This is a genomic window from Nocardioides sp. JS614, assembly GCF_000015265.1.
In the GTDB taxonomy this organism is placed as follows: domain Bacteria; phylum Actinomycetota; class Actinomycetes; order Propionibacteriales; family Nocardioidaceae; genus Nocardioides.
Genome location: NC_008699.1, coordinates 1,019,925 through 1,037,808 on the forward strand (window position 1 = coordinate 1,019,925; position 17,884 = coordinate 1,037,808).

A 17,884-nucleotide genomic window follows, 5' to 3' on the forward strand; every position below is an offset into this window, starting at 1 on the left:
CACGAGCCTGGAGGAGGCGCCATGACTGCGGACCGGAGCCGGCACTGGGACGCCGTCTACACCAGCAAGGCGGACGTCGAGACGAGCTGGTACCGGCCCCGTGCGCGGACCTCCGTGCGGTTGCTGGCGCAGGCCGTCGCCGCGACCGGCGCCGTCCCGGGGGCGGTGGTCGACGTCGGCGCCGGCACCTCCACCCTGGTCGAGGAGCTCCTCGACGACGGCTGGTCGCCCGTCACGGCGCTCGACGTGTCCGAGGCGGCGCTCGAGCGGACTCGCGCCAGGGTGGCGGAGCGTGCGGACCGGGCGGACGTCCGCTTCGTGGTGTCCGACGTCCTGGAGTGGCGCCCGGCCGGTGGCTTCGACGCCTGGCACGACCGGGCCGTCTTCCACTTCCTCACCGAACCCGGCCAGCAGGCGCGGTACGTCGCCACGGCCGCGCGGGCCGTGCGCACCAACGGGGTGCTGGTCATCGGCACGTTCGGCCCGGAGGGGCCCGAGCAGTGTTCGGGCCTGCCGGTCGCGCGTCACGACGTCGCGGCGATCCAGGAGCTCTTCGCGCCCGACTTCGAGCTGCTGAGCGGCGAGACCGAGGTGCACCGCACGCCGTGGGGTGCCGAACAGCAGTTCACCTGGGCGAGCCTGCGGCGAGGCTGACTCGCCGCTCCCGCGTGGGTCACGCGTCGCCGAAGAGGCGTGCGATGAAGGCCATCGAGTCCTCGATGGCGGCGTAGGGGACGTCGAGGTGCCCGGTGTCGGCGTAGAAGTGGTACTCGACGGTGTTGCCGGCGTCCCGCAGGGCCTCGGCCAGGCGCTGCCCGGTGCCGGGGACGCAGAACTCGTCGGCCCCACCCTCGGCGAGGAAGAGCGGGCGGTCGTAGTGTCCCCGGGGGACCTCGAGGGCGTGGAAGTCCACGGTGGCGGCCAACCGGGCGGCGGCCTCGGCATCACTGGCCTCGCCACGACCCAGCGCGAGCAGCGGCTTCCCGATGAGCTCTGCGAAGACGGCGAGGACGGTGCCTGGTTCGTGGAGGTAGCTGGTGCGCCAGGCGTCCAGGAGGACCCGGCCGTCGGCGTTGAGCCAACCCTCGATCTCCACGTCGGGGTCGTGGTAGCTGGCGGCGTGGAGGACGAGCGGGGTGAGGATGCGTCCGAAGTCGCTCGTGGCCGCAGAGAGCGTGTCCCACTCGGTAGGCGGGGCGGTGGCCACGGCGCCGCGGTAGTCCAGCTCGGGTGCGACGCCGGTGGCCTCGGCGGCGGTGAACAGGGTCGCGAGGCCGCCCTCCGACTGTCCGACGGCCACCCAGGTCGCGGAGCACTCGGGGTGCGTCTCCCGGGCCGCGCGGACCGCGTCGATCTGGCTGGCCGCGAGGCTGGGGCCGTGCAGGTAGGGGTGGGGTCCGGCTGCCCCCAGGCCTTCGTAGTCGGTGCACACCACGGCGTAGCCCGCGTCGAGGAACCGCGGGGTGCTGCCGCACACCGGGTGACCCAGCACCTCGGCCATCGGCCGCAGCGACGGCGCCGCCTCGGGGATGATCCCCACGGTGCCGTGAGCGTAGGAGACCACGGGCCACCCCGTCGCGGGCGCCGCACCGGCGGGCAGGTACAGCACGCCGCTGACCGCCACCGGCCGGCCGTCGTGCCCGACGGTGGCGTAGAGCAGGCGGACCGCGCGATGCGCACCGGGGACCCCGAGGGCGCCCTCCAGCGGCTCGGACCTCAAGACCGAGCCACGCGGCGTCTCGCCCAGGTCGTCGTCCCAGGCGTAGAAGTCGCTGGCGGGGGGCAGGTGCTGGTCCCTCATGGATCTCCCTGTCTCGGTCGCGCTGGGCGGCTGGTTGTACAAGCGTACAAGACGGTCGGCGCGAGCGTTGTACGTATGTACAACGACCTGCCTATGGTGGAGTCGAGCCCTGGCCGCGGAAGGAGGAGCCGGTGACCGGAGTGCACGAGGCGAGCGGCCGGAGCAAGCGCCGAGATGCCCTGCTGGACGCCGCCGTCGACCACGTCATCGATCACGGTCTCGCGGGGCTGTCCATCCGCAACCTCGCCGACGCGCTCGGCGTCGCTCACAACACGCTGACCTACCACTTCGGCAGCCGCGCGGAGCTGCTCCAGGCACTGTTCAGTCGGCTGGCCCAGCGGATCCGGCGCACGAGCGCCGTGGGCGGCAGCGACCCTGCCCACCTCGACGCGGTCGCCCGCTCCGAGATCACCGCAACCTGGCAGTGGCTCAGCGCCGACGAGCGCCGCGGCATGTGGACCACGTTCTTCGAGGTCTTCGTCCTCGCCATCCGTGAACCCGACACCTACCGCGGCGTCCTCGACCACCTCGCCGAGGACTGGGTGAACCCCCTGGCGGACCAGATGCGTGCCGCCGGCTTCGCCGACGACGCCGCACGTGCCCGCGCCACCCTCGTCGTCGCGGCCGTACGGGGTCTCGTCCTCGAGCTCCAGTCCACGACACCGGACCAACACGACCGCGTCGACGGGGCGATCGACGCCCTCCTCGACGTGGTCGGCGGGTGGGTCAGCGAGCTCGGCCCCTCCGAGAGCGGGTGACCGGGTCGGCGTACCCGTGAGCGGCTGCGCGTGGCCCGCGCCGGCGGCGGGGCCCGTCGCTGCAGGTCAGGCGGTCTCGGGGAACTTGATCCCGGTGTTCGCGTGGCAGCGGTAGCCGTTGGGGTTCTTCGCGAGGTACTGCTGGTGCACGTCCTCGGCGTAGTAGTACGTCGGGGCCTCGCGGATCTCGGTGGTGACGTCCCCGAGGCGGCGGCGGCGCAGCTCCGCGCCGTACACCTCGGTGAGCTCGCGGGCGACCCGCTCCTGCTCCGGGGTGGTGAAGTAGATCGCGGAGCGGTACTGGGTGCCGACGTCGTTGCCCTGGCGGAAGCCCTGGGTCGGGTCGTGCACCTCGAAGAACGTCTTGACCAGGTCGGCGAAGGAGACCCGCGCCGGGTCGAAGACGATCCGCACGGCCTCGGTGTGGTTGGTCGCGCCGGTGCAGACCTCCTCGTACGACGGGTTCGGGGTCGTGCCGCCGGCGTAGCCGACCGAGGTGGACCACACGCCGGGGACCTGCCAGTAGATCTCCTCGGCGCCCCAGAAGCAGCCCAGGCCGAACAGCGCGACCTCGTAGCCCGCAGGGATCTCCTCGGTGAAGACCGGCGCGTCCAGGACGCGGTGCCGCTCCGGGAGCGCGAAGGTGCGCTCGCTGCGGCCGGGAAGGGCCTGGTCGGGGGTGACCAGCTGGGCCTTGCGGGTGAGGAACACGGGCTCTCCTTCTGTCGGAGTGACGATCCACAGTCTCCAACACCGGCCGAGTCCGTGGCGTTCCCGGTCAGCCGTGCTCCGCGCAGTAGGCATCGCGGGTCGAGGGGTCGGTGCCGGCGAACATCGCCCGGATCATCAGCGCCTGGCTCGCGGCGTACGCCTCGATCTGCTGCTCGACGGCCTGGCGCTGCTGCCGGGTGCGCGCGGTCACCAGCTCCTCCGCGTGCCGCCACACCCCCTCCCGCCAGCCGCGCATGATGACCCCCGCCGCGGTCTCGTCGAACGGCCCGGCGTCGATGTCGTCGAAGGCCGGGTCGAAGCGCCGGGCCTCCTCGGCGAAGACCGGCGCGTAGAGCGAGTCGAGCCGCGCGTTGTAGGCGTCGTGGTCGGGCTTGTGCGTGGTTCCGTCGGCGGCGGTCAGGCCGGTGCGGGCCAGGACGTAGGCGAAGTCGCGGTTGATGTGGGCGTTCATCGCGAGCATGAAGTTGCCGAGCCCGGTCATCGCGTGGTCGTCCTCGGCCCGCAGCGCGATCTGCCACGCCAGCGGCACGCGGTCGGTGTCGCCGGCCTCCCACGCGTCGAGCGTGCGGAAGTAGAGGTGGGCGAAGACCGCGTCGACCTGGGCCAGCCAGACCCGGTCGTCGAACCAGCCGGTGTCGATCGCGTCGCGCACGTTCTGCGTCACCCGCAGGTAGCCAGGCTGAAGACCGCCCGGTGGGAGCAGGACGCCGCGTAGTCGTGCAGCCGCGCCCGCATCCGGGCGATGGTGTGGTCGATGCACCGGGGCGAGCCGTCGGCGCAGATCCGCCCGGCGTACGGCGTGTGCGGCACGGGGTACGCCGGCAGCGCCGCGATCACCGGGTCCAGCGGCTGTGGCCCGACCGGCGGCACCGGGTCCGCCAGGGCCCGCGCCGGCAGCAGGAGGAGGACGACCAGGAGCAGCACCGAGACGGGTCGCATACCCGCCCAACGACCCCGCCCGGGTCGGGCTACTGACTTCGCTAGCCTCGGGACCATGAGCAGCCAGCAGCACCGGACCAAGTCCGGCTTCGAGACGCGTGCGATCCACGCGGGGTACGAGCCCGACGCCGCGACCGGAGCGGTCATCCCGCCGATCTACGCGACCAGCACCTTCAAGCAGGACGGGGTGGGCGGCCTGCGCGGCGGGTACGAGTACAGCCGCTCCGCCAACCCCACCCGCACCGCGCTCGAGGCGAACATCGCGGCGTTGGAGGAGGGGGAGCGCGGCTTCGCGTTCGCCTCCGGCCTGGCGGCCGAGGACACCCTGGTGCGGGCGCTGTGCCGACCCGGTGACCACGTGGTGATCCCCGACGACGCGTACGGCGGCACCTTCCGCCTCTTCGACAAGGTCGAGCAGGTCTGGGGCCTGGCGCACAGCCCAGCGCCGGTCTCCGACGCAGAGGCGGTCGCCGCGGCGATCCGGCCCGGGGAGACGCGGCTCGTCTGGGTCGAGACCCCGACCAACCCGCTGCTGAACATCGGCGACCTCGAGGCGCTCGCCGCCGTCGCCCACGACGCGGGGGCGCTGCTGGTCGTGGACAACACCTTCGCCTCGCCGTACCTCCAGCAGCCGCTGACCCTGGGCGCGGACGTCGTCGTACACTCGACCACCAAGTACTGCGGCGGGCACTCCGACGTCGTCGGCGGCGCCCTCGTGGTCAAGGACCTCGACCTCGCCGAGCGGGTCGGCTTCCACCAGAACGCGATGGGCGCGGTCGCGGGGCCCTTCGACGCCTGGCTGACCCTGCGCGGCCTGAAGACGCTCGCGCTGCGCATGGAGCGGCACTGCGACAACGCCGAGCGGGTCGTCGACTTCCTCACCAGCCACCCCGCGGTCGGCGACGTGATCTACCCCGGCCTGGAGACCCACCCCGGCCACGAGGTCGCACAGCGGCAGATGCGCCGCTTCGGCGGCATGGTGTCCTTCCGCGTGCACGGCGGGGAGGAGCAGGCGCTCGCGGTGTGCGACCGCACCGAGATCTTCACGCTGGGCGAGTCGCTCGGCGGCGTCGAGTCGCTGATCGAGCACCCCGGCCGGATGACCCACGCCAGCGTCGCCGGCACCGACCTGGAGGTCCCGCCGGACCTGGTCCGGCTCAGCGTCGGCATCGAGACCGCCGATGACCTGGTCGCCGACCTCGAGCGCGCGCTTGGCTGAGCGCGACGAGGTCGCGCTCTGCGTGGACTTCGGGTCCACGTTCACCAAGGCCGGCCTCGTCGACCTCCGGTGCGGGCGGATCGTCGCGCGGGCCGAGCACGCCACCACGCTCCCCGGGCCCGACGGGACCGGCGACATCTTGGACGGGTACGACGCGTGCGTGGCCGCCCTCGCCGACGCAGATCCCCGGGCGCTGGCCGCCGAGGTGCTGGCCTGCTCCAGCGCCGGCGGCGGCCTGCGGATCGCCGTGGTCGGCAACGAGGAGCTGGTGACCGCCGAGGCCGGCCGCCGGGTCGCGCTCTCCAGCGGCGGCAAGGTCGTCGCGGTGCTGGCCGCCGCGAGCCGTGCGGCCGACAGTGCGGCCTGGCGCACCCTGAGCCACACGACCCGGCCGGACGTCGTGCTGCTCACCGGCGGCACCGACGGCGGCAACAGCGAGGTCCTGCTCGAGGCGGCCCGCGGACTGGTCGCGGGCGGCTGGACCGGCCCCGTGGTGGTCGCCGGCAACGTCGACGCGCGGGCCGAGGTGGGTGCGATCCTCGGCGCCGTGCCGCACGTGCTGGCGGACAACGTGGTGCCGCAGATCGGGGTGCTCGCCCCGGAGTCGGCGCGGACCGCCGTGCGGGAGATGTTCCTGGCCCACGTGATCGGCGGCAAGCACCTGAGCGCCCGGTCCGACTTCGCCGGCATGGTGCGCGGCGCCACGCCCGACGTGGTGCTCACCGGCGTCGAGGTGCTCGCCACCGGGGTGGGTGACGTCGTGGTGGTCGACGTCGGCGGCGCCACCACCGACGTGCACTCGGTGGTCGAGCTCGACCCGGACTCGGTGGGCCGGGAGGTGGTCGCCACCACCCGGGTCACCCGCACGGTCGAGGGCGACCTGGGGATGCGCTGGTCCGCGCTGAGCACCGTCACGGACCTGCCGGAGCTCGCGGACGCCGCCCGGCGGCGTCACGACGACCCGGCGTTCCTGCCGGACACCGACGCGGAGCGCGACGCCGACGAGCAGATCGCCCGAGCCGCCGTCGGGCTCGCCCTGCGGCGCCACGCCGGGCGCTCGAAGGTGGTGCTGAGCCCGGAGGGGCGGGTCGTCGAGCGCACCGGCAAGGACCTGCGCCGGGTCGGGCTGCTGGTCGGCTCCGGCGGCGTGCTGCGCCACGGCCGGCCCGGCGTGGCCGGCCGGGTGCTCGCCGGGAGCACGGGTGACGTCGGCGGCGGCTGGCAGCTGCCCAGCCACCCGCGGGTGGTCGTCGACGACGACTACGTCCTGGCCGCGGCCGGGCTGCTCGCGGCGGCGCACCCGGAGGCGGCGTACCGCCTCGCGATGACGCTCACCGGGCCCGACGCTGGATAGCCTGTCGCCGTGAGCAACGACGCTGACGGCCCCGCGGTGCCGGACCGGCCCGCGGCCCGCCCCCAGGGCCGGCGTCGACTGCCCTCGATCAGCCTGCGGCCGCGACCCGCCGAGGACCCCGAGGGCACCGAGGAGGGCATCGCCTCCCGGATCGCCCACCAATGGGCCACGATGCGCGACGAGCGGCGCGCGCAGCCGGCGCCGATCGTCACCGGGCCGTCGAACTTCAGCCGCGCCCAGGTGCCCTGGGGGATCGACCTCGCCGCGGCGTGGGCGTGGCGGTTCCTGGTGATCGCCGCAGCCGCCTACGTGCTGCTGTGGCTGGTCGCCTTCTTCGCCGTGGTGACGATCCCGCTGATCGTCGCGCTGCTGATCGCGGCGCTCGTGGTGCCGGTGGTCGACGGCCTGCACCGGGTCGGGCTGCCGCGCGGGCTCGCCGCGCTGCTCGTCGTGCTCGCCGGGATCGCGTTCGTCGTCGCGTTGCTCACCTTCGCGGGCCAACAGGTCGCGACCGGCGCCCAGGACCTGGCCGACCAGTCCGCCAAGGGCCTCGGCGAGATCAAGGACTGGCTGCGCGACGGGCCGCTGCACGCCAGCGACTCGCAGATCAACGACTACATCCAGCGGGCTCAGGACGGGCTGGAGAACACCGGCAAGGGGATCGACCTCGGCAGTGTCACCGAGGTCGGCACCGCGGTCGGGCACATCTTCGCGGGCCTCTTCATCGTGTTGTTCTCGACCTACTTCTTCCTCGCCGACGGGGAGCGGATCTGGGCCTGGATGGTGCGGTTGGCGCCGCGGGCCGCCCGGCAGCACGTCGACAGCTCGGGCCGGGTGGCGTGGATCTCGCTCACCCAGTTCGTGCGCGCGACGGTGATCGTCGCGGCCGTGGACGCGCTGGGCATCATGGTGGTCGCCGGCATCCTGGGGTTGCCCTTCGTGCTCGCGCTCGGGGTGCTGGTCTTCCTCGGCGCGTTCGTGCCGATGGTCGGTGCCACCGTGGCCGGCACCGTCGCGGTGCTCGTCGCCCTGGTCGACCAGGGGCCGATCACCGCGCTGTTCATGCTCGGCGGGGTGATCCTCGTGCAGCAGCTCGAGGGGCACGTGCTGCAGCCGTTCCTCATGGGCCGCTGGGTCTCGCTGCACCCGCTGGGCGTGATCGTCGCGATCGGCTGCGGTGTGCTGGTCGCGGGGATCGCCGGTGCGCTGGTCGCCGTACCCCTGGCGGCGGCACTGAACGCCGTCGTCCAGCACCTGGCCGTCAGCACCGACATCGGGGAGGACGACCCGGTCGAGGAGCTCGAGGAGGACTACGAGGAGATGGGCGCGTCCGCGGACGTCCCGGAGGAGGACGGGCGTGATGACTGAGGTCCCGACGGTCGGGCTGGCCGACATCGAGGAGGCCCGCCGGGTCCTGGCCGGCGTCGCGATCCAGACCCCGATGGAGGAGTCCCGCTGGCTCTCGGCGATCGCCGGCGGGCCGGTGTGGCTCAAGTGCGAGAACCTCCAGCGCACCGGGTCCTTCAAGCCCCGCGGCGCCTACGTGCGCATCTCCCGGCTCACCCCCGAGGAGCGGGCCCGCGGGGTCGTGGCGGCCTCGGCGGGCAACCACGCGCAGGGCGTGGCGCTGGCCGCGCAGCTGCTCGGCATCAAGGCCACCGTCTTCATGCCCGAGGGGGCGCCGATCCCCAAGGAGAAGGCGACCCGCGGGTACGGCGCGGAGGTGCTCTTCCACGGCCGGTACCTCGAGGACGCGCTGGCCGAGGCGACCGTGTTCGCCGAGCGCACCGGCGCGGTGCTGATCCACCCCTTCGACCACGCCGACGTCGTCGCCGGCCAGGGCACGGCCGGCCTCGAGATCCTCGAGCAGGCGCCCGACCTGCAGACGGTGCTGGTCCCCACCGGCGGTGGTGGGCTGCTGGCGGGGGTCGCGATCGCGGTGAAGGCGCGGCGCCCCGACGTCCGGGTGATCGGGGTGCAGGCGGCCGGCGCCGCGGCGTACCCCGGCTCGCTCGCCGAGGGGCACCCCGTCGCCCTGACCTCGATGAAGACGATGGCCGACGGCATCGCCGTGGGCCTCCCGGGGCAGGTCACCTTCGCGGCGGTGCGCGACCACGTCGACGAGATCGTCACGGTCTCCGAGAACTCGCTGTCCCGCTCGGTGCTGGCCGTGCTGGAGCGCGCGAAGATGCTGGTCGAGCCCGCCGGAGCGGCCGCGGTCGCCGCCGTGCTGGACCGGCCGGACATCTTCGCGACCCCCGCGGTGGTCGTGCTCTCGGGCGGCAACATCGACCCCCTGCTGCTCGGCAAGGTGATCCGGCACGGCATGGCGGCCGCCGGCCGCTACCTGAACCTACGGGTCTGCATCCCCGACCTGCCGGGCGGGCTCGCGCAGCTGCTCACCGACATCTCCGCGGTCGGAGCGAACGTGCTCGAGGTCGCGCACGAGCGGATCTCACCCACGCTGAACCTCGACGAGGTCGAGGTGCACGTCCAGCTCGAGACCCGCGGGGAGCCGCACACCGCGCAGGTGCTGGCGCGCCTGCGCGAGCGCGGCTACCGCGTGTACGAGTAGCCGAGGTCGCTCACCCCTCGTAGGGGACGGCGTCGACGATGACGACCTGGAGCTCCTTGCCGTTGGGCGCGAGGTAGCTGACGGTGTCGCCCTTCGCCTTGCCGTTGATGGCCGAGCCGAGCGGGGACTGGGGGGAGTAGACGGTGAGCCCCTCGGGCTCGATCTCGCGAGCGCCGAGCAGGAAGGTCTCGACCTCGTCCTCGGCGTCGCCGACGAACCGGTAGGTGACGACCATCCCGGGCTCGACGACGCCGTCGTTCGGCGGGGTCTCGCCGACCTCGGCGCGGCGCAGCACGTCCTCGAGCTGGCGGATCCGCCCCTCGACCTTGCCCTGCTCCTCGCGGGCGGCGTGGTAGGCGCCGTTCTCCTTCAGGTCGCCCTCGTCGCGAGCGGAGCTGATGCGCGCGATGATCTCCTGGCGGACCGGGCCCTTGAGGCTCTCCAGCTCGGCGCGCAGCTTGTCGTAGGCGTCCTGGGTCAGCCAGACGGTGCCCGGCTGTGCTGCCTGTGTCATCGGGTACTCCTGCTTGCTTCGAGGTACGACGGACCAGCTCGTCCGCCGGGTCAGGGGATGTCCCCCCGGAACGTCCGGGTGTGGGCGTGTGCGAATACGCGCGGGGGCCTCTCCCTGGACGGCCCTGCGGGACATCAGGTCGTCGAGTCTAACAACGGACCCGTGAGTTCGCAGGTCGACGACCCGGTCGAGGGCTCAGCGCGGCCGGTTCTGGCCGGGTGCGGTGCACCCGACCAGCTCGACCGAGGTCGCCCGCCGCTCGGTGCGCACGGTCTGCTCGGTGCGCCCGCTCGTGGCCGGGGTGAACGACAGCTCACCGACGACAGTGTGGTCCTCCGCGAAGGCGCGCAGCAGGCACGTCGCCTCGACGTCGTCGTCGGCCAGGGAGATGCGCACGGTCGCCGCGACCTCGTGCTCGCCGACCACGTCGTAGCCGACCATCGCGGACTCGACCTCCGGGGTCGACTGGGCCCAGATGGTCCACCCCAGCCAGCCGAGGAACGCCGCCGCCAGCGCCACGCTGGCGCCGAGCAGGACCCGCCGCCGCCAGGGTGCGGGCGCGCCGTACCGGTCGGCGAGGTCGGTCGGGGCGCTCACCCCCGAATCGTCCCACCCTAGGATTGCCGGGTGACGCAGCACCCCACCCACCACCAGGCTCACCGCCCGGCACGACCGCCCGACGGCCCCCGCGCCGGCCTCCGCCTGATGCACGTCCACGCCCACCCCGACGACGAGTCGTCCAAGGGCGCCGCGACGACGGCGCGCTACGTCGCGGAGGGGGTCGACGTCCACGTCGCGACGTGCACCGGCGGTGAGCGCGGCTCGATCCTGAACCCGAAGATGGACCGGCCCGACATCCTGGCGAACATCACCGAGATCCGCCGCCAGGAGATGGAACGGGCCCGTGACATCCTCGGGATCCGGCAGGACTGGCTGGGCTTCGTCGACTCCGGCTGGCCCGAGGGGGACCCGAAGCCGCCGCTGCCGGACGGCTGCTTCGCGCTGGTGCCGCTGGAGGAGGCGATCGCACCGCTGGTGCGCCTGGTGCGGGAGTTCCGCCCGCACGTGATGACGACGTACGACGAGCGCGGGGGCTACCCGCACCCCGACCACGTGAAGTGCCACCAGGTCAGCGTCGCGGCGTTCGAGGCCGCCGCCGACCCGGAGCGGTTCCCCGAGCTGGGCGAGCCCTGGCAGGTCCTCAAGCTCTACTACCACCACTCCTTCAACCGGCCCCGGATGGTGGCGATCGACGAGGCGATGCGTGAGCACGGCCTGGAGTCGCCGTACGCCGAGCGCCTCAAGGACTGGAAGCCGGAGCCGGAGTGGGATGCCCGGATCACCACCCGGGTGCCGTGTGCGGACTACTTCGGGGTGCGCGACCAGGCGCTGCTCGCGCACGCCACCCAGATCGACCCGGACGGGTTCTGGTTCGCCATCCCGCGCGAGCTGCAGGAGCGGGTCTGGCCGACCGAGGACTACGAGCTGGTCGTGAGCCACGTGCCCGCCCCGCCCCCCGAGGACGACCTGTTCGCCGGCATCACCGACCAGCGCTGAGCGGGGCCGGTCGGCGGCGGGCGGGGGGAGTGCGACAATCGTGGCCATGCAGCTGCTCACCCTCGCTCCCGACCTCCTGACCTTCGTGGTCTCGCTCGCCGACGAGGTGCCCCAGGACGACGACGTCAAGGCGGGCTGGCTCGCGTTCGGGATCTTCATCGGCCTGATCGTGGCCGTGGCGCTACTCGGCTCCAGCCTGGTCAAGCAGCTGCGCAAGGCGCAGGCGGCCAAGGCCGCCGGGGTCTACGGCCCCGTCGACGACGACGCTCCGGCCGAGACGCCCGCCGACCAGCAGTCCTGACGGCTCGACTCCTCGAGGCTCAGCGGCGGACCAGCCGCACCAGGCAGTCCCAGGCCGTGCGCACCGGCCCCTCGCCGGGGCCGTTGCCGACGGTGCGGGCGGCGCGCTCCGCGCGGACCACGTCGTACGCCGCCCCCTCGAGGTCGGCGAGCACGTCCTCGGCGGTCATCAGCACCGCCGGGTCCTGCGGCCCGCCGGTCCCCTCGGCGAGGTTCGTGCTGTCGTGGGCGACCAGGAAGAACGTGCCGCCGGGCACCAGCGCGTCATACGCCGCCCGCACGGCCGCGCGTCGTTGGGCCGCCGCCAGCTGGAGGTAGGCCAGCACGACCAGGTCGTACGCCGAGGTCTCGCTCCAGGTGGTGGCATCGGCGCACACCCAGCGCACCGCGGTGTCACCGGCGAGCGTGCGGCCCTTGTCCAGCGCGACCTGGGAGAAGTCCGCAGCGGTGACCTCCCAGCCGCGTCGGGCGAGCCAGATGGCGTTGCGGCCCTCGCCGGCAGCGAGGTCGAGCGCCCGCCCGGGCGGCAGGTCCGCCAGCTCCGTGGCGACGAACCGGTTGGGCTCGGCCGACCAGACCAGCTCGCTGGCGGCGTACCGCTGGTCCCAGTCCCGCGCGTCCATGCCGTGATTCAAGCACGCCGCCCGAGGTCGGCGGGACGGCCCGCGGTCGCGCTGTCGTAGGCGGCCCAGGGGACGTCCGTGGGCAGCAGCAGCACCGGGCACGGTGCGTCGTGCAGGACCGCGCGGGTGACCGGCCCCAGTCGGGACCCGAGCGCCCGGTGCACGCCGTGCCGGCCGAGCACCATCAGCCGTGAGGTGCGGGCGGCCGCCAGGAGCGCGGGCAGGGGCGGGCCGTGCCGCACGTCGACGTCGAGCGGGACGCCCGGCGGCAGCACCCGCAGCACGCTCTCCAGGTCCTCGCGGGCCCAGGCCTCCCACTCCCGGCCGACGCGCAGGACGACCGCGTCGTCGTACGGCTGGGGGAACGACCAGGTGTGCAGCACGTGCAGCGGTGCGCGGTGCTCGCGGGCCAGGGCGACGGCGGCGCGGAGCAGGCCGGCGCTGTGCTCGGTGGCGTCGATGCCGACGGTGATGGGTCGGCTCTCGTGCTGCGGCGACGCCCACGCCGGTGGCACGCAGGCCAGCGGGATCTGCGCCCGGCGTACGGCGGCGCCGTCCAGGGAGCGGGTCAGGCTGCGGATCAGGTGCAGCAGGTCCCGACGCTGCAGGACGACGACCCGGGCGTCCTGGCTCGCATCCAGGACCCCCTCCACGGCGGGTCCGCGCACGAGGGCCCCGGTGACCTCGATCGCCGGGCCGAGCACTTCCTCGGCGCGCAGGACGGCGCGGCGGAGCACCTCGCTCGCCCCGGTCTGGGTCACCGGCGGCCCGGTGAGCGAGGGACCGGGCGCGTAGGCGTGCACGAGCCGGACCGGGCTGCGGTGGAGCTCCGCCTGGGTCGCCGCGAAGCGTAGTGCGGGGTCGAGGTCGCCGTCCGGCACGCTGACGACGACCGGGGCTGCGCTCATGGTGCCCTCCTCCGAGCTGGGTGCCCCTCCGAGCGTGCGCGCGGCGCGGTCCGACCGGCAGGGCCGGAGGTCCCTTCAACCCGTGCTCAGCGCCGACGGACGGCCAGCCACAGGCCGATGCCGGAGAGCCCGACCACGATCAGGCCGGCGACCAGCAGCCAGGTGCCGAGGGTGCCGAGCACCGGGACCTCGGCGCCGATCGCCACGTCCGCGGCGACCGGGGTGGTGCCCTCGCCGTTCATCACGACCAGCGTCCAGTCGCCGTCCTCGGGCTCCCAGGTGACCTGCTGCGGCCCGCGCCCGCGCGCGGAGGCCACCCAGAACCCCGCCGCGGTCGGGGCGACGGCCGGGGAGCCGCCGTCGACGAAGGAGAGGGACGGCTCGCCGTTCTCGTCGAACGGGTCGACGACGGTCGACTGTGCGACGTCCGTGAGGTACCGGTCGACGTCCGCGGTCCGCGCCACGCCCAGGAAGACGCCGTTCGGGGTGGCCGGGTCGGCGGTGGCGGTCATCGTGCCGAGGAGACGGTGCGGCAGGTCCAAGGTGGTCGAGTCGCTCCGGATCTCCGCGCTCTCGGAGCGTACGGCGTACCCCGGCGACTGCCAGGCGTGCGCGCTGCTCATCACGTAGCCGTCGTCGTCGCGCAGCGTCGCGTCCGCCAGGCGGAGGGCGCCGCCACCGACCAGCATGCCGACCCCGAGCAGCAGGAACAGCGCGGCCGTCACGGTCGCGAGCACCCGGCCGGTCCGCCACGGGCGCCGTGGGGCCGCGTGCACCTCGGGGAGGGACTGGGGGCTGGACACGCTCATTCGTCGTTCATCTCGTCGACCATCCGTCGCCACGACCTTCGCGCGGATCGGGCGTCCTACGCCGTCCAGCGTGCTGCGGCGCCGACGCGCGGAGCAGGGGAGAAGGTCACGCCACGGCAGGGGACTTGGCCACGCCGGGTCGCCGGCCGTGGCCCGGTCAGGCGGCACTGACGCCCCGAGCGACCGCGTACGACGCCGATCAGGATGCGTTGCCACCCCGGTCGGCGGCACGCGGCGCGGGGCGCCAGTACCACCCGGTCCGGTCCACACCCGTCGCTCCGGTCAGCGACGGGAGGAACCACCCCGACACCACGCCCAGCAGGCCACCGGCCACGACCCCTGTCACGGTCCCGAGGACCAGGACCGACCAGACCGGCCAGGTCGTGTCCGGCGCTGTGGCGCCGAGGAAGATCACGGTCATGGCCACCGGCCACGCCGCAGTGTTGGCCGCGACCCACCGCCACGGGTGCGGCACCGTCCCACGTAGTGCGATCGCCTGGGCCGCGCCGAGCGCCGGGCCCATCGCCAAGCCGAGTCCGGCGGCCCCGAGCAGGATCAGCGCGAGCGGTGGCTGGTCGGCTCCCGAGCCGCCGCTGCCGAGGGCCGCGGGCGCCGAGGCCCCCGCCCACCCCAGGCCGGCGACGAGGACGGTCGCGACGAGGTACCGCCGCCGGGTCAGCGTGGGAGCCAGCCGGACCAGCACGTGCGACTGGGCCCAGCCCAGTGCCGTGCCCTCGACCAGGCCGCCGGCCACCACGACCGCCAGCCCGGCGGCGGTGCCGAGGGGGTCGGCGAACCGGGCCGCACCGGCGGCCGCGGTCATGCCGACCCCTTCGGCGAGCGCGCACGCCGCCACCCAGGCGGCGTACGGCGTCGCCGCGCGGGTCCGGGAGGCGAGCACGGCCTCATTCCATCCCGGAACCCGCGCGGCTGATCAGGGGCTTAGGTCACCACTCTCAGCGGACGTCGGACCGGGGGCCGGTCGCCTGGGCGGCGAGCACCGCGCGAGCGGCCTCCCAGCGGGCGACCGGGACCCGGAACGGCGAGCAGGAGACATAGTCGAGGCCGACCTCGTGGAAGAAGTGGATCGACTCCGGGTCACCGCCGTGCTCACCACACACCCCCAGGTGCAGCCCCGGCTTGGCGCGGCGGCCGAGCTCGGCCGCGGTCCGCACCATCGCGCCGACGCCTTCGGTGTCGATGGACTCGAACGGCGAGGCGGTGAAGACGCCCTTCTCGAGGTAGGCCGCGAAGAACTCCGACTCGACGTCGTCGCGCGAGAAGCCCCACGTCATCTGGGTCAGGTCGTTGGTGCCGAAGGAGAAGAAGTCGGCCCAGTGGGCGATCTTGTCGGCCGTCACCGCCGCGCGCGGGATCTCGATCATGGTGCCGATCGGGATGTGCAGCTCGACGCCCTGCTCGTCCAGCACCGAGGCGACGACCTCCTCCAGCTGGGCGCGCACGAGCGCGAGCTCACGCTCGGTCGACACCAGCGGCACCATGATCTCGGGCCGTGGGTCCCCGCCGGCGAGCACCCGCGTCGCCGCGGCCTCGGCGATCGCCCGGGCCTGCATGAGGAACAGGCCGGGGATCGTGATGCCGAGCCGGACGCCGCGCAGGCCGAGCATCGGGTTCTGCTCGTGCAGCCGCTTGACCGCCTTGAGCAGCTTGTGGTCGTGCTCGTCGACGACCTGCCGCTCGTCCTCGAGGGCGACCCGCACCGAGAGCTCGGTCAGGTCGGGGAGGAACTCGTGCAGCGGCGGGTCGATCAGCCGCACCGTCACCGGAAGCCCGTCCATCGCCTCGAAGATCTCGGTGAAGTCCTGGCGCTGGAGCGGCAGCAGCTTGTCGAGGGCTGCGGCCTGGCCGGGCTCGTCCTCGGCGACGATCAGGTGCTCGACCAGTTCCCGACGGTCACCGAGGAACATGTGCTCGGTGCGGCACAGGCCGATGCCGGAGGCGCCGAAGCGGCGCGCCCGCTGGGCGTCCTCGGGGGTGTCGGCGTTCGCCCGCACGTCGAGACGGCGTACCTCGTCGGCGTGCCTGAGCAGCCGGGCCACGGCGGACGCGACCGGGTCGTCGACGTCCTCGCCCTCGAGCTTGCGCACGACGGCAGAGTCGCTGACCGGCACCTCGCCGAGGAACACCTCGCCGGTGCTGCCGTCGATGGAGATCACGTCGCCCTCGTTGACGACCGGACCGTTGCGGACGATGAACCGGCGGTTCTCCGGGTCGACGTCCAGGGCCTCGGCGCCGCACACGCAGGTGCGGCCCATGCCGCGCGCGACGACGGCGGCGTGGGAGGTCTTGCCGCCCCGGCTGGTGAGGATGCCCTGGGAGACGACCATGCCGTGCAGGTCGTCGGGGTTGGTCTCCTTGCGGACCAGGATCACCTGCTCGCCCCGGCCGGCCCACTCGACGGCGGTCGCGGAGTCGAGGACGACCCGGCCGACGGCCGCGCCCGGCGAGGCGTTCATGCCGGTCGCGACCGCGCGGCGCGCGGGGTCGGGGGCGAACCGCGGGAACATCAGGGCGGCCAGCTGGTGGCCGGTGACGCGCAGCATCGCCTCGTCGCGGTCGATGAGCAGCTCCTCGGCCATGTGCACGGCGATCCGGACGGCCGCCTCGGGCGTGCGCTTGCCGACCCGGGTCTGCAGCATCCAGAGCTTGCCGTCCTCGATGGTGAACTCGATGTCGCACATGTCGCGGTAGTGCTTCTCGAGCGTGGCCATGATCTCCATGAGCTCGCGGTACGACGCGGGGTCGATCTGCTCGAGGTCGGCGAGCGGGACCGTGTTGCGGATGCCCGCGACGACGTCCTCGCCCTGCGCGTTGGTCAGGTAGTCGCCGTACACGCCGGGCTCGCCGCTCGCGGGGTCACGTGTGAACGCCACGCCGGAGCCGGAGTCCACGCCGCGGTTGCCGAAGACCATCGCCTGGATGTTGACGGCAGTGCCGAGGTCGTCGGCGATCCGCTCCTGGCGGCGGTAGAGCGCGGCGCGCGGGGTGTTCCACGACTTGAAGACCGCGAGGATGCACAGCCGCAGCTGCTCGGCCGGCTCCTGCGGGAAGTCGCTGCCGGTGTGCTCGCGGATGACGACCTTGTACTCGTCGACCAGCTCGTGCAGGTCGGCCACACCGAGCTCGGTGTCGGCGATGACGCCGCGACGCTTCTTGAGCGCGTCGAGCCGGTCGGAGAATGCGTCGTGCTCGATGCCGAGGACGGTGCCGCCGAACATCTGGAGCAGGCGGCGGTAGGAGTCCGCGGCGAACCGCTCGTCCCCGCTCTGCTGCGCCAGGCCGACCACGGACTCGTCGTTGAGCCCGACGTCGAGCACGGTCTCCATCATCCCGGGCATCGAGAACTTCGCACCGGAGCGGACGGAGACGAGCAGCGGGTCGGCCGGATCACCGAGGCGCCGGCCCATCCGGTCCTCGAGCGCTCGCAGGTGCTCGGCGACCTCGGCCGCCAGGCTGTCCGGTTCCCTGCCCTCGACGAGGAAAGCTCGGCACGCCTCCGTCGAGATCGTGAACCCGGGGGGAACCGGCAGACCGAGGTTGGTCATTTCGGCCAGGTTGGCGCCCTTGCCGCCCAGCAGGTCCTTGAGTTCCCTATTTCCCTCTGCGAAGTCGAACACGAACGTTGTCATGGACCGAGGGTGGACCTGCCCTTCGATCGAAAGCGAGGGGCGAAGGTCCCGGCGGGACCGATGGTGACCGGTGGCCCGGGGCGGTGGGCCCTTGGTCCCTACGGGCGGGAGGCCGAGGTGCCCGACCGTGGGAGGCGAGAGATCG

At 73.5% G+C, this 17,884-nt stretch carries 19 protein-coding genes; 8 read left to right on the forward strand and 11 right to left on the reverse strand.

Annotation, left to right across the window (positions count from 1 at the left end):
• Nucleotides 1-21 precede the first annotated feature (21 nt).
• On the forward strand, nucleotides 22-654 hold the full coding sequence (locus NOCA_RS06355) for a class I SAM-dependent methyltransferase (RefSeq protein ID WP_011754443.1): 633 nt from the start codon (nucleotides 22-24) through the stop codon (nucleotides 652-654).
• A 19-nt stretch (nucleotides 655-673) separates the two neighbouring features.
• Here NOCA_RS06355 and NOCA_RS06360 read toward each other — a convergent pair whose 3' ends face one another.
• Nucleotides 674-1,801: an alpha/beta hydrolase family protein gene (locus tag NOCA_RS06360; protein WP_011754444.1), complete on the reverse strand. Its 1,128-nt coding sequence runs from the start codon at nucleotides 1,799-1,801 to the stop codon at nucleotides 674-676.
• Between the two features lie 131 nt (nucleotides 1,802-1,932).
• On the opposite strand from NOCA_RS06360, the gene NOCA_RS06365 reads away from it, so the two are divergent.
• On the forward strand, nucleotides 1,933-2,559 hold the full coding sequence (locus NOCA_RS06365; protein WP_011754445.1) for a TetR/AcrR family transcriptional regulator: 627 nt from the start codon (nucleotides 1,933-1,935) through the stop codon (nucleotides 2,557-2,559).
• A gap of 66 nt (nucleotides 2,560-2,625) precedes the next feature.
• Here the strand turns inward: NOCA_RS06365 and msrA are convergent, their stop codons facing one another.
• The 3 genes from msrA to NOCA_RS25515 all read right to left on the reverse strand — a co-directional run bounded on the left by msrA (nucleotide 2,626) and on the right by NOCA_RS25515 (nucleotide 4,230).
• Nucleotides 2,626-3,270: a peptide-methionine (S)-S-oxide reductase MsrA gene (gene msrA, locus NOCA_RS06370; protein WP_011754446.1), complete on the reverse strand. Its 645-nt coding sequence runs from the start codon at nucleotides 3,268-3,270 to the stop codon at nucleotides 2,626-2,628.
• 67 nt (nucleotides 3,271-3,337) lie between these two features.
• Nucleotides 3,338-3,955, reverse strand: a complete 618-nt coding sequence (locus NOCA_RS06375) for a DUF5995 family protein (protein ID WP_049774242.1) — start codon at nucleotides 3,953-3,955, stop codon at nucleotides 3,338-3,340.
• The gene (locus tag NOCA_RS25515) at nucleotides 3,952-4,230 is read right to left on the reverse strand and encodes a hypothetical protein (protein WP_049774243.1); all 279 of its coding nucleotides are present in this window, start codon (nucleotides 4,228-4,230) and stop codon (nucleotides 3,952-3,954) included. The genes NOCA_RS06375 and NOCA_RS25515 overlap by 4 nt, the downstream gene beginning before the upstream one ends.
• 55 nt (nucleotides 4,231-4,285) lie before the next feature.
• Between NOCA_RS25515 and NOCA_RS06380 the strand changes: the two genes are divergently transcribed.
• Genes NOCA_RS06380 through ilvA form a run of 4 tightly spaced genes read left to right on the forward strand, consistent with a single transcriptional unit; the run spans nucleotide 4,286 to nucleotide 9,378 of the window.
• A complete protein-coding gene (locus NOCA_RS06380) occupies nucleotides 4,286-5,449 on the forward strand; it encodes a cystathionine gamma-synthase (RefSeq protein WP_011754447.1) in 1,164 nt (387 codons plus the stop codon).
• Nucleotides 5,412-6,803, forward strand: a complete 1,392-nt coding sequence (locus tag NOCA_RS06385; RefSeq protein ID WP_049774245.1) for a glutamate mutase L — start codon at nucleotides 5,412-5,414, stop codon at nucleotides 6,801-6,803. The genes NOCA_RS06380 and NOCA_RS06385 overlap by 38 nt, the downstream gene beginning before the upstream one ends.
• 9 nt (nucleotides 6,804-6,812) lie before the next feature.
• Nucleotides 6,813-8,171 carry an AI-2E family transporter gene (locus NOCA_RS06390; protein ID WP_011754449.1) on the forward strand — a complete coding sequence of 453 codons (1,359 nt, stop codon included), beginning with the start codon at nucleotides 6,813-6,815 and terminating at the stop codon, nucleotides 8,169-8,171.
• Nucleotides 8,164-9,378 carry a threonine ammonia-lyase gene (ilvA, locus tag NOCA_RS06395; protein WP_011754450.1) on the forward strand — a complete coding sequence of 405 codons (1,215 nt, stop codon included), beginning with the start codon at nucleotides 8,164-8,166 and terminating at the stop codon, nucleotides 9,376-9,378. The genes NOCA_RS06390 and ilvA overlap by 8 nt, the downstream gene beginning before the upstream one ends.
• Nucleotides 9,379-9,388: 10 nt before the next feature.
• Here ilvA and greA read toward each other — a convergent pair whose 3' ends face one another.
• Together greA and NOCA_RS06405 are read right to left on the reverse strand one after the other, a co-directional pair.
• Nucleotides 9,389-9,892, reverse strand: coding sequence for a transcription elongation factor GreA (gene greA, locus NOCA_RS06400; RefSeq protein WP_011754451.1), 504 nt, complete (start codon nucleotides 9,890-9,892; stop codon nucleotides 9,389-9,391).
• A gap of 195 nt (nucleotides 9,893-10,087) precedes the next feature.
• A complete protein-coding gene (locus tag NOCA_RS06405) occupies nucleotides 10,088-10,489 on the reverse strand; it encodes a DUF4307 domain-containing protein (RefSeq protein ID WP_041546295.1) in 402 nt (133 codons plus the stop codon).
• Between the two features lie 30 nt (nucleotides 10,490-10,519).
• Between NOCA_RS06405 and mca the strand changes: the two genes are divergently transcribed.
• The gene (mca, locus tag NOCA_RS06410; RefSeq protein ID WP_011754452.1) at nucleotides 10,520-11,449 is read left to right on the forward strand and encodes a mycothiol conjugate amidase Mca; all 930 of its coding nucleotides are present in this window, start codon (nucleotides 10,520-10,522) and stop codon (nucleotides 11,447-11,449) included.
• 46 nt (nucleotides 11,450-11,495) lie between these two features.
• Nucleotides 11,496-11,750: a hypothetical protein gene (locus NOCA_RS06415; protein ID WP_041546297.1), complete on the forward strand. Its 255-nt coding sequence runs from the start codon at nucleotides 11,496-11,498 to the stop codon at nucleotides 11,748-11,750.
• Nucleotides 11,751-11,769: 19 nt separating this feature from the next.
• Here the strand turns inward: NOCA_RS06415 and NOCA_RS06420 are convergent, their stop codons facing one another.
• The 5 genes from NOCA_RS06420 to ppdK form a co-directional block, all read right to left on the reverse strand.
• Nucleotides 11,770-12,372 carry a class I SAM-dependent methyltransferase gene (locus tag NOCA_RS06420; RefSeq protein WP_011754454.1) on the reverse strand — a complete coding sequence of 201 codons (603 nt, stop codon included), beginning with the start codon at nucleotides 12,370-12,372 and terminating at the stop codon, nucleotides 11,770-11,772.
• A gap of 8 nt (nucleotides 12,373-12,380) precedes the next feature.
• Nucleotides 12,381-13,280: a universal stress protein gene (locus tag NOCA_RS06425; RefSeq protein ID WP_041546299.1), complete on the reverse strand. Its 900-nt coding sequence runs from the start codon at nucleotides 13,278-13,280 to the stop codon at nucleotides 12,381-12,383.
• 86 nt (nucleotides 13,281-13,366) lie between these two features.
• Nucleotides 13,367-14,089: a hypothetical protein gene (locus tag NOCA_RS06430; protein ID WP_011754455.1), complete on the reverse strand. Its 723-nt coding sequence runs from the start codon at nucleotides 14,087-14,089 to the stop codon at nucleotides 13,367-13,369.
• A gap of 199 nt (nucleotides 14,090-14,288) precedes the next feature.
• Nucleotides 14,289-14,990, reverse strand: a complete 702-nt coding sequence (locus NOCA_RS06435; RefSeq protein WP_011754456.1) for a hypothetical protein — start codon at nucleotides 14,988-14,990, stop codon at nucleotides 14,289-14,291.
• A 55-nt stretch (nucleotides 14,991-15,045) separates the two neighbouring features.
• On the reverse strand, nucleotides 15,046-17,739 hold the full coding sequence (gene ppdK, locus NOCA_RS06440; RefSeq protein WP_011754457.1) for a pyruvate, phosphate dikinase: 2,694 nt from the start codon (nucleotides 17,737-17,739) through the stop codon (nucleotides 15,046-15,048).
• Nucleotides 17,740-17,884 lie beyond the last annotated feature (145 nt).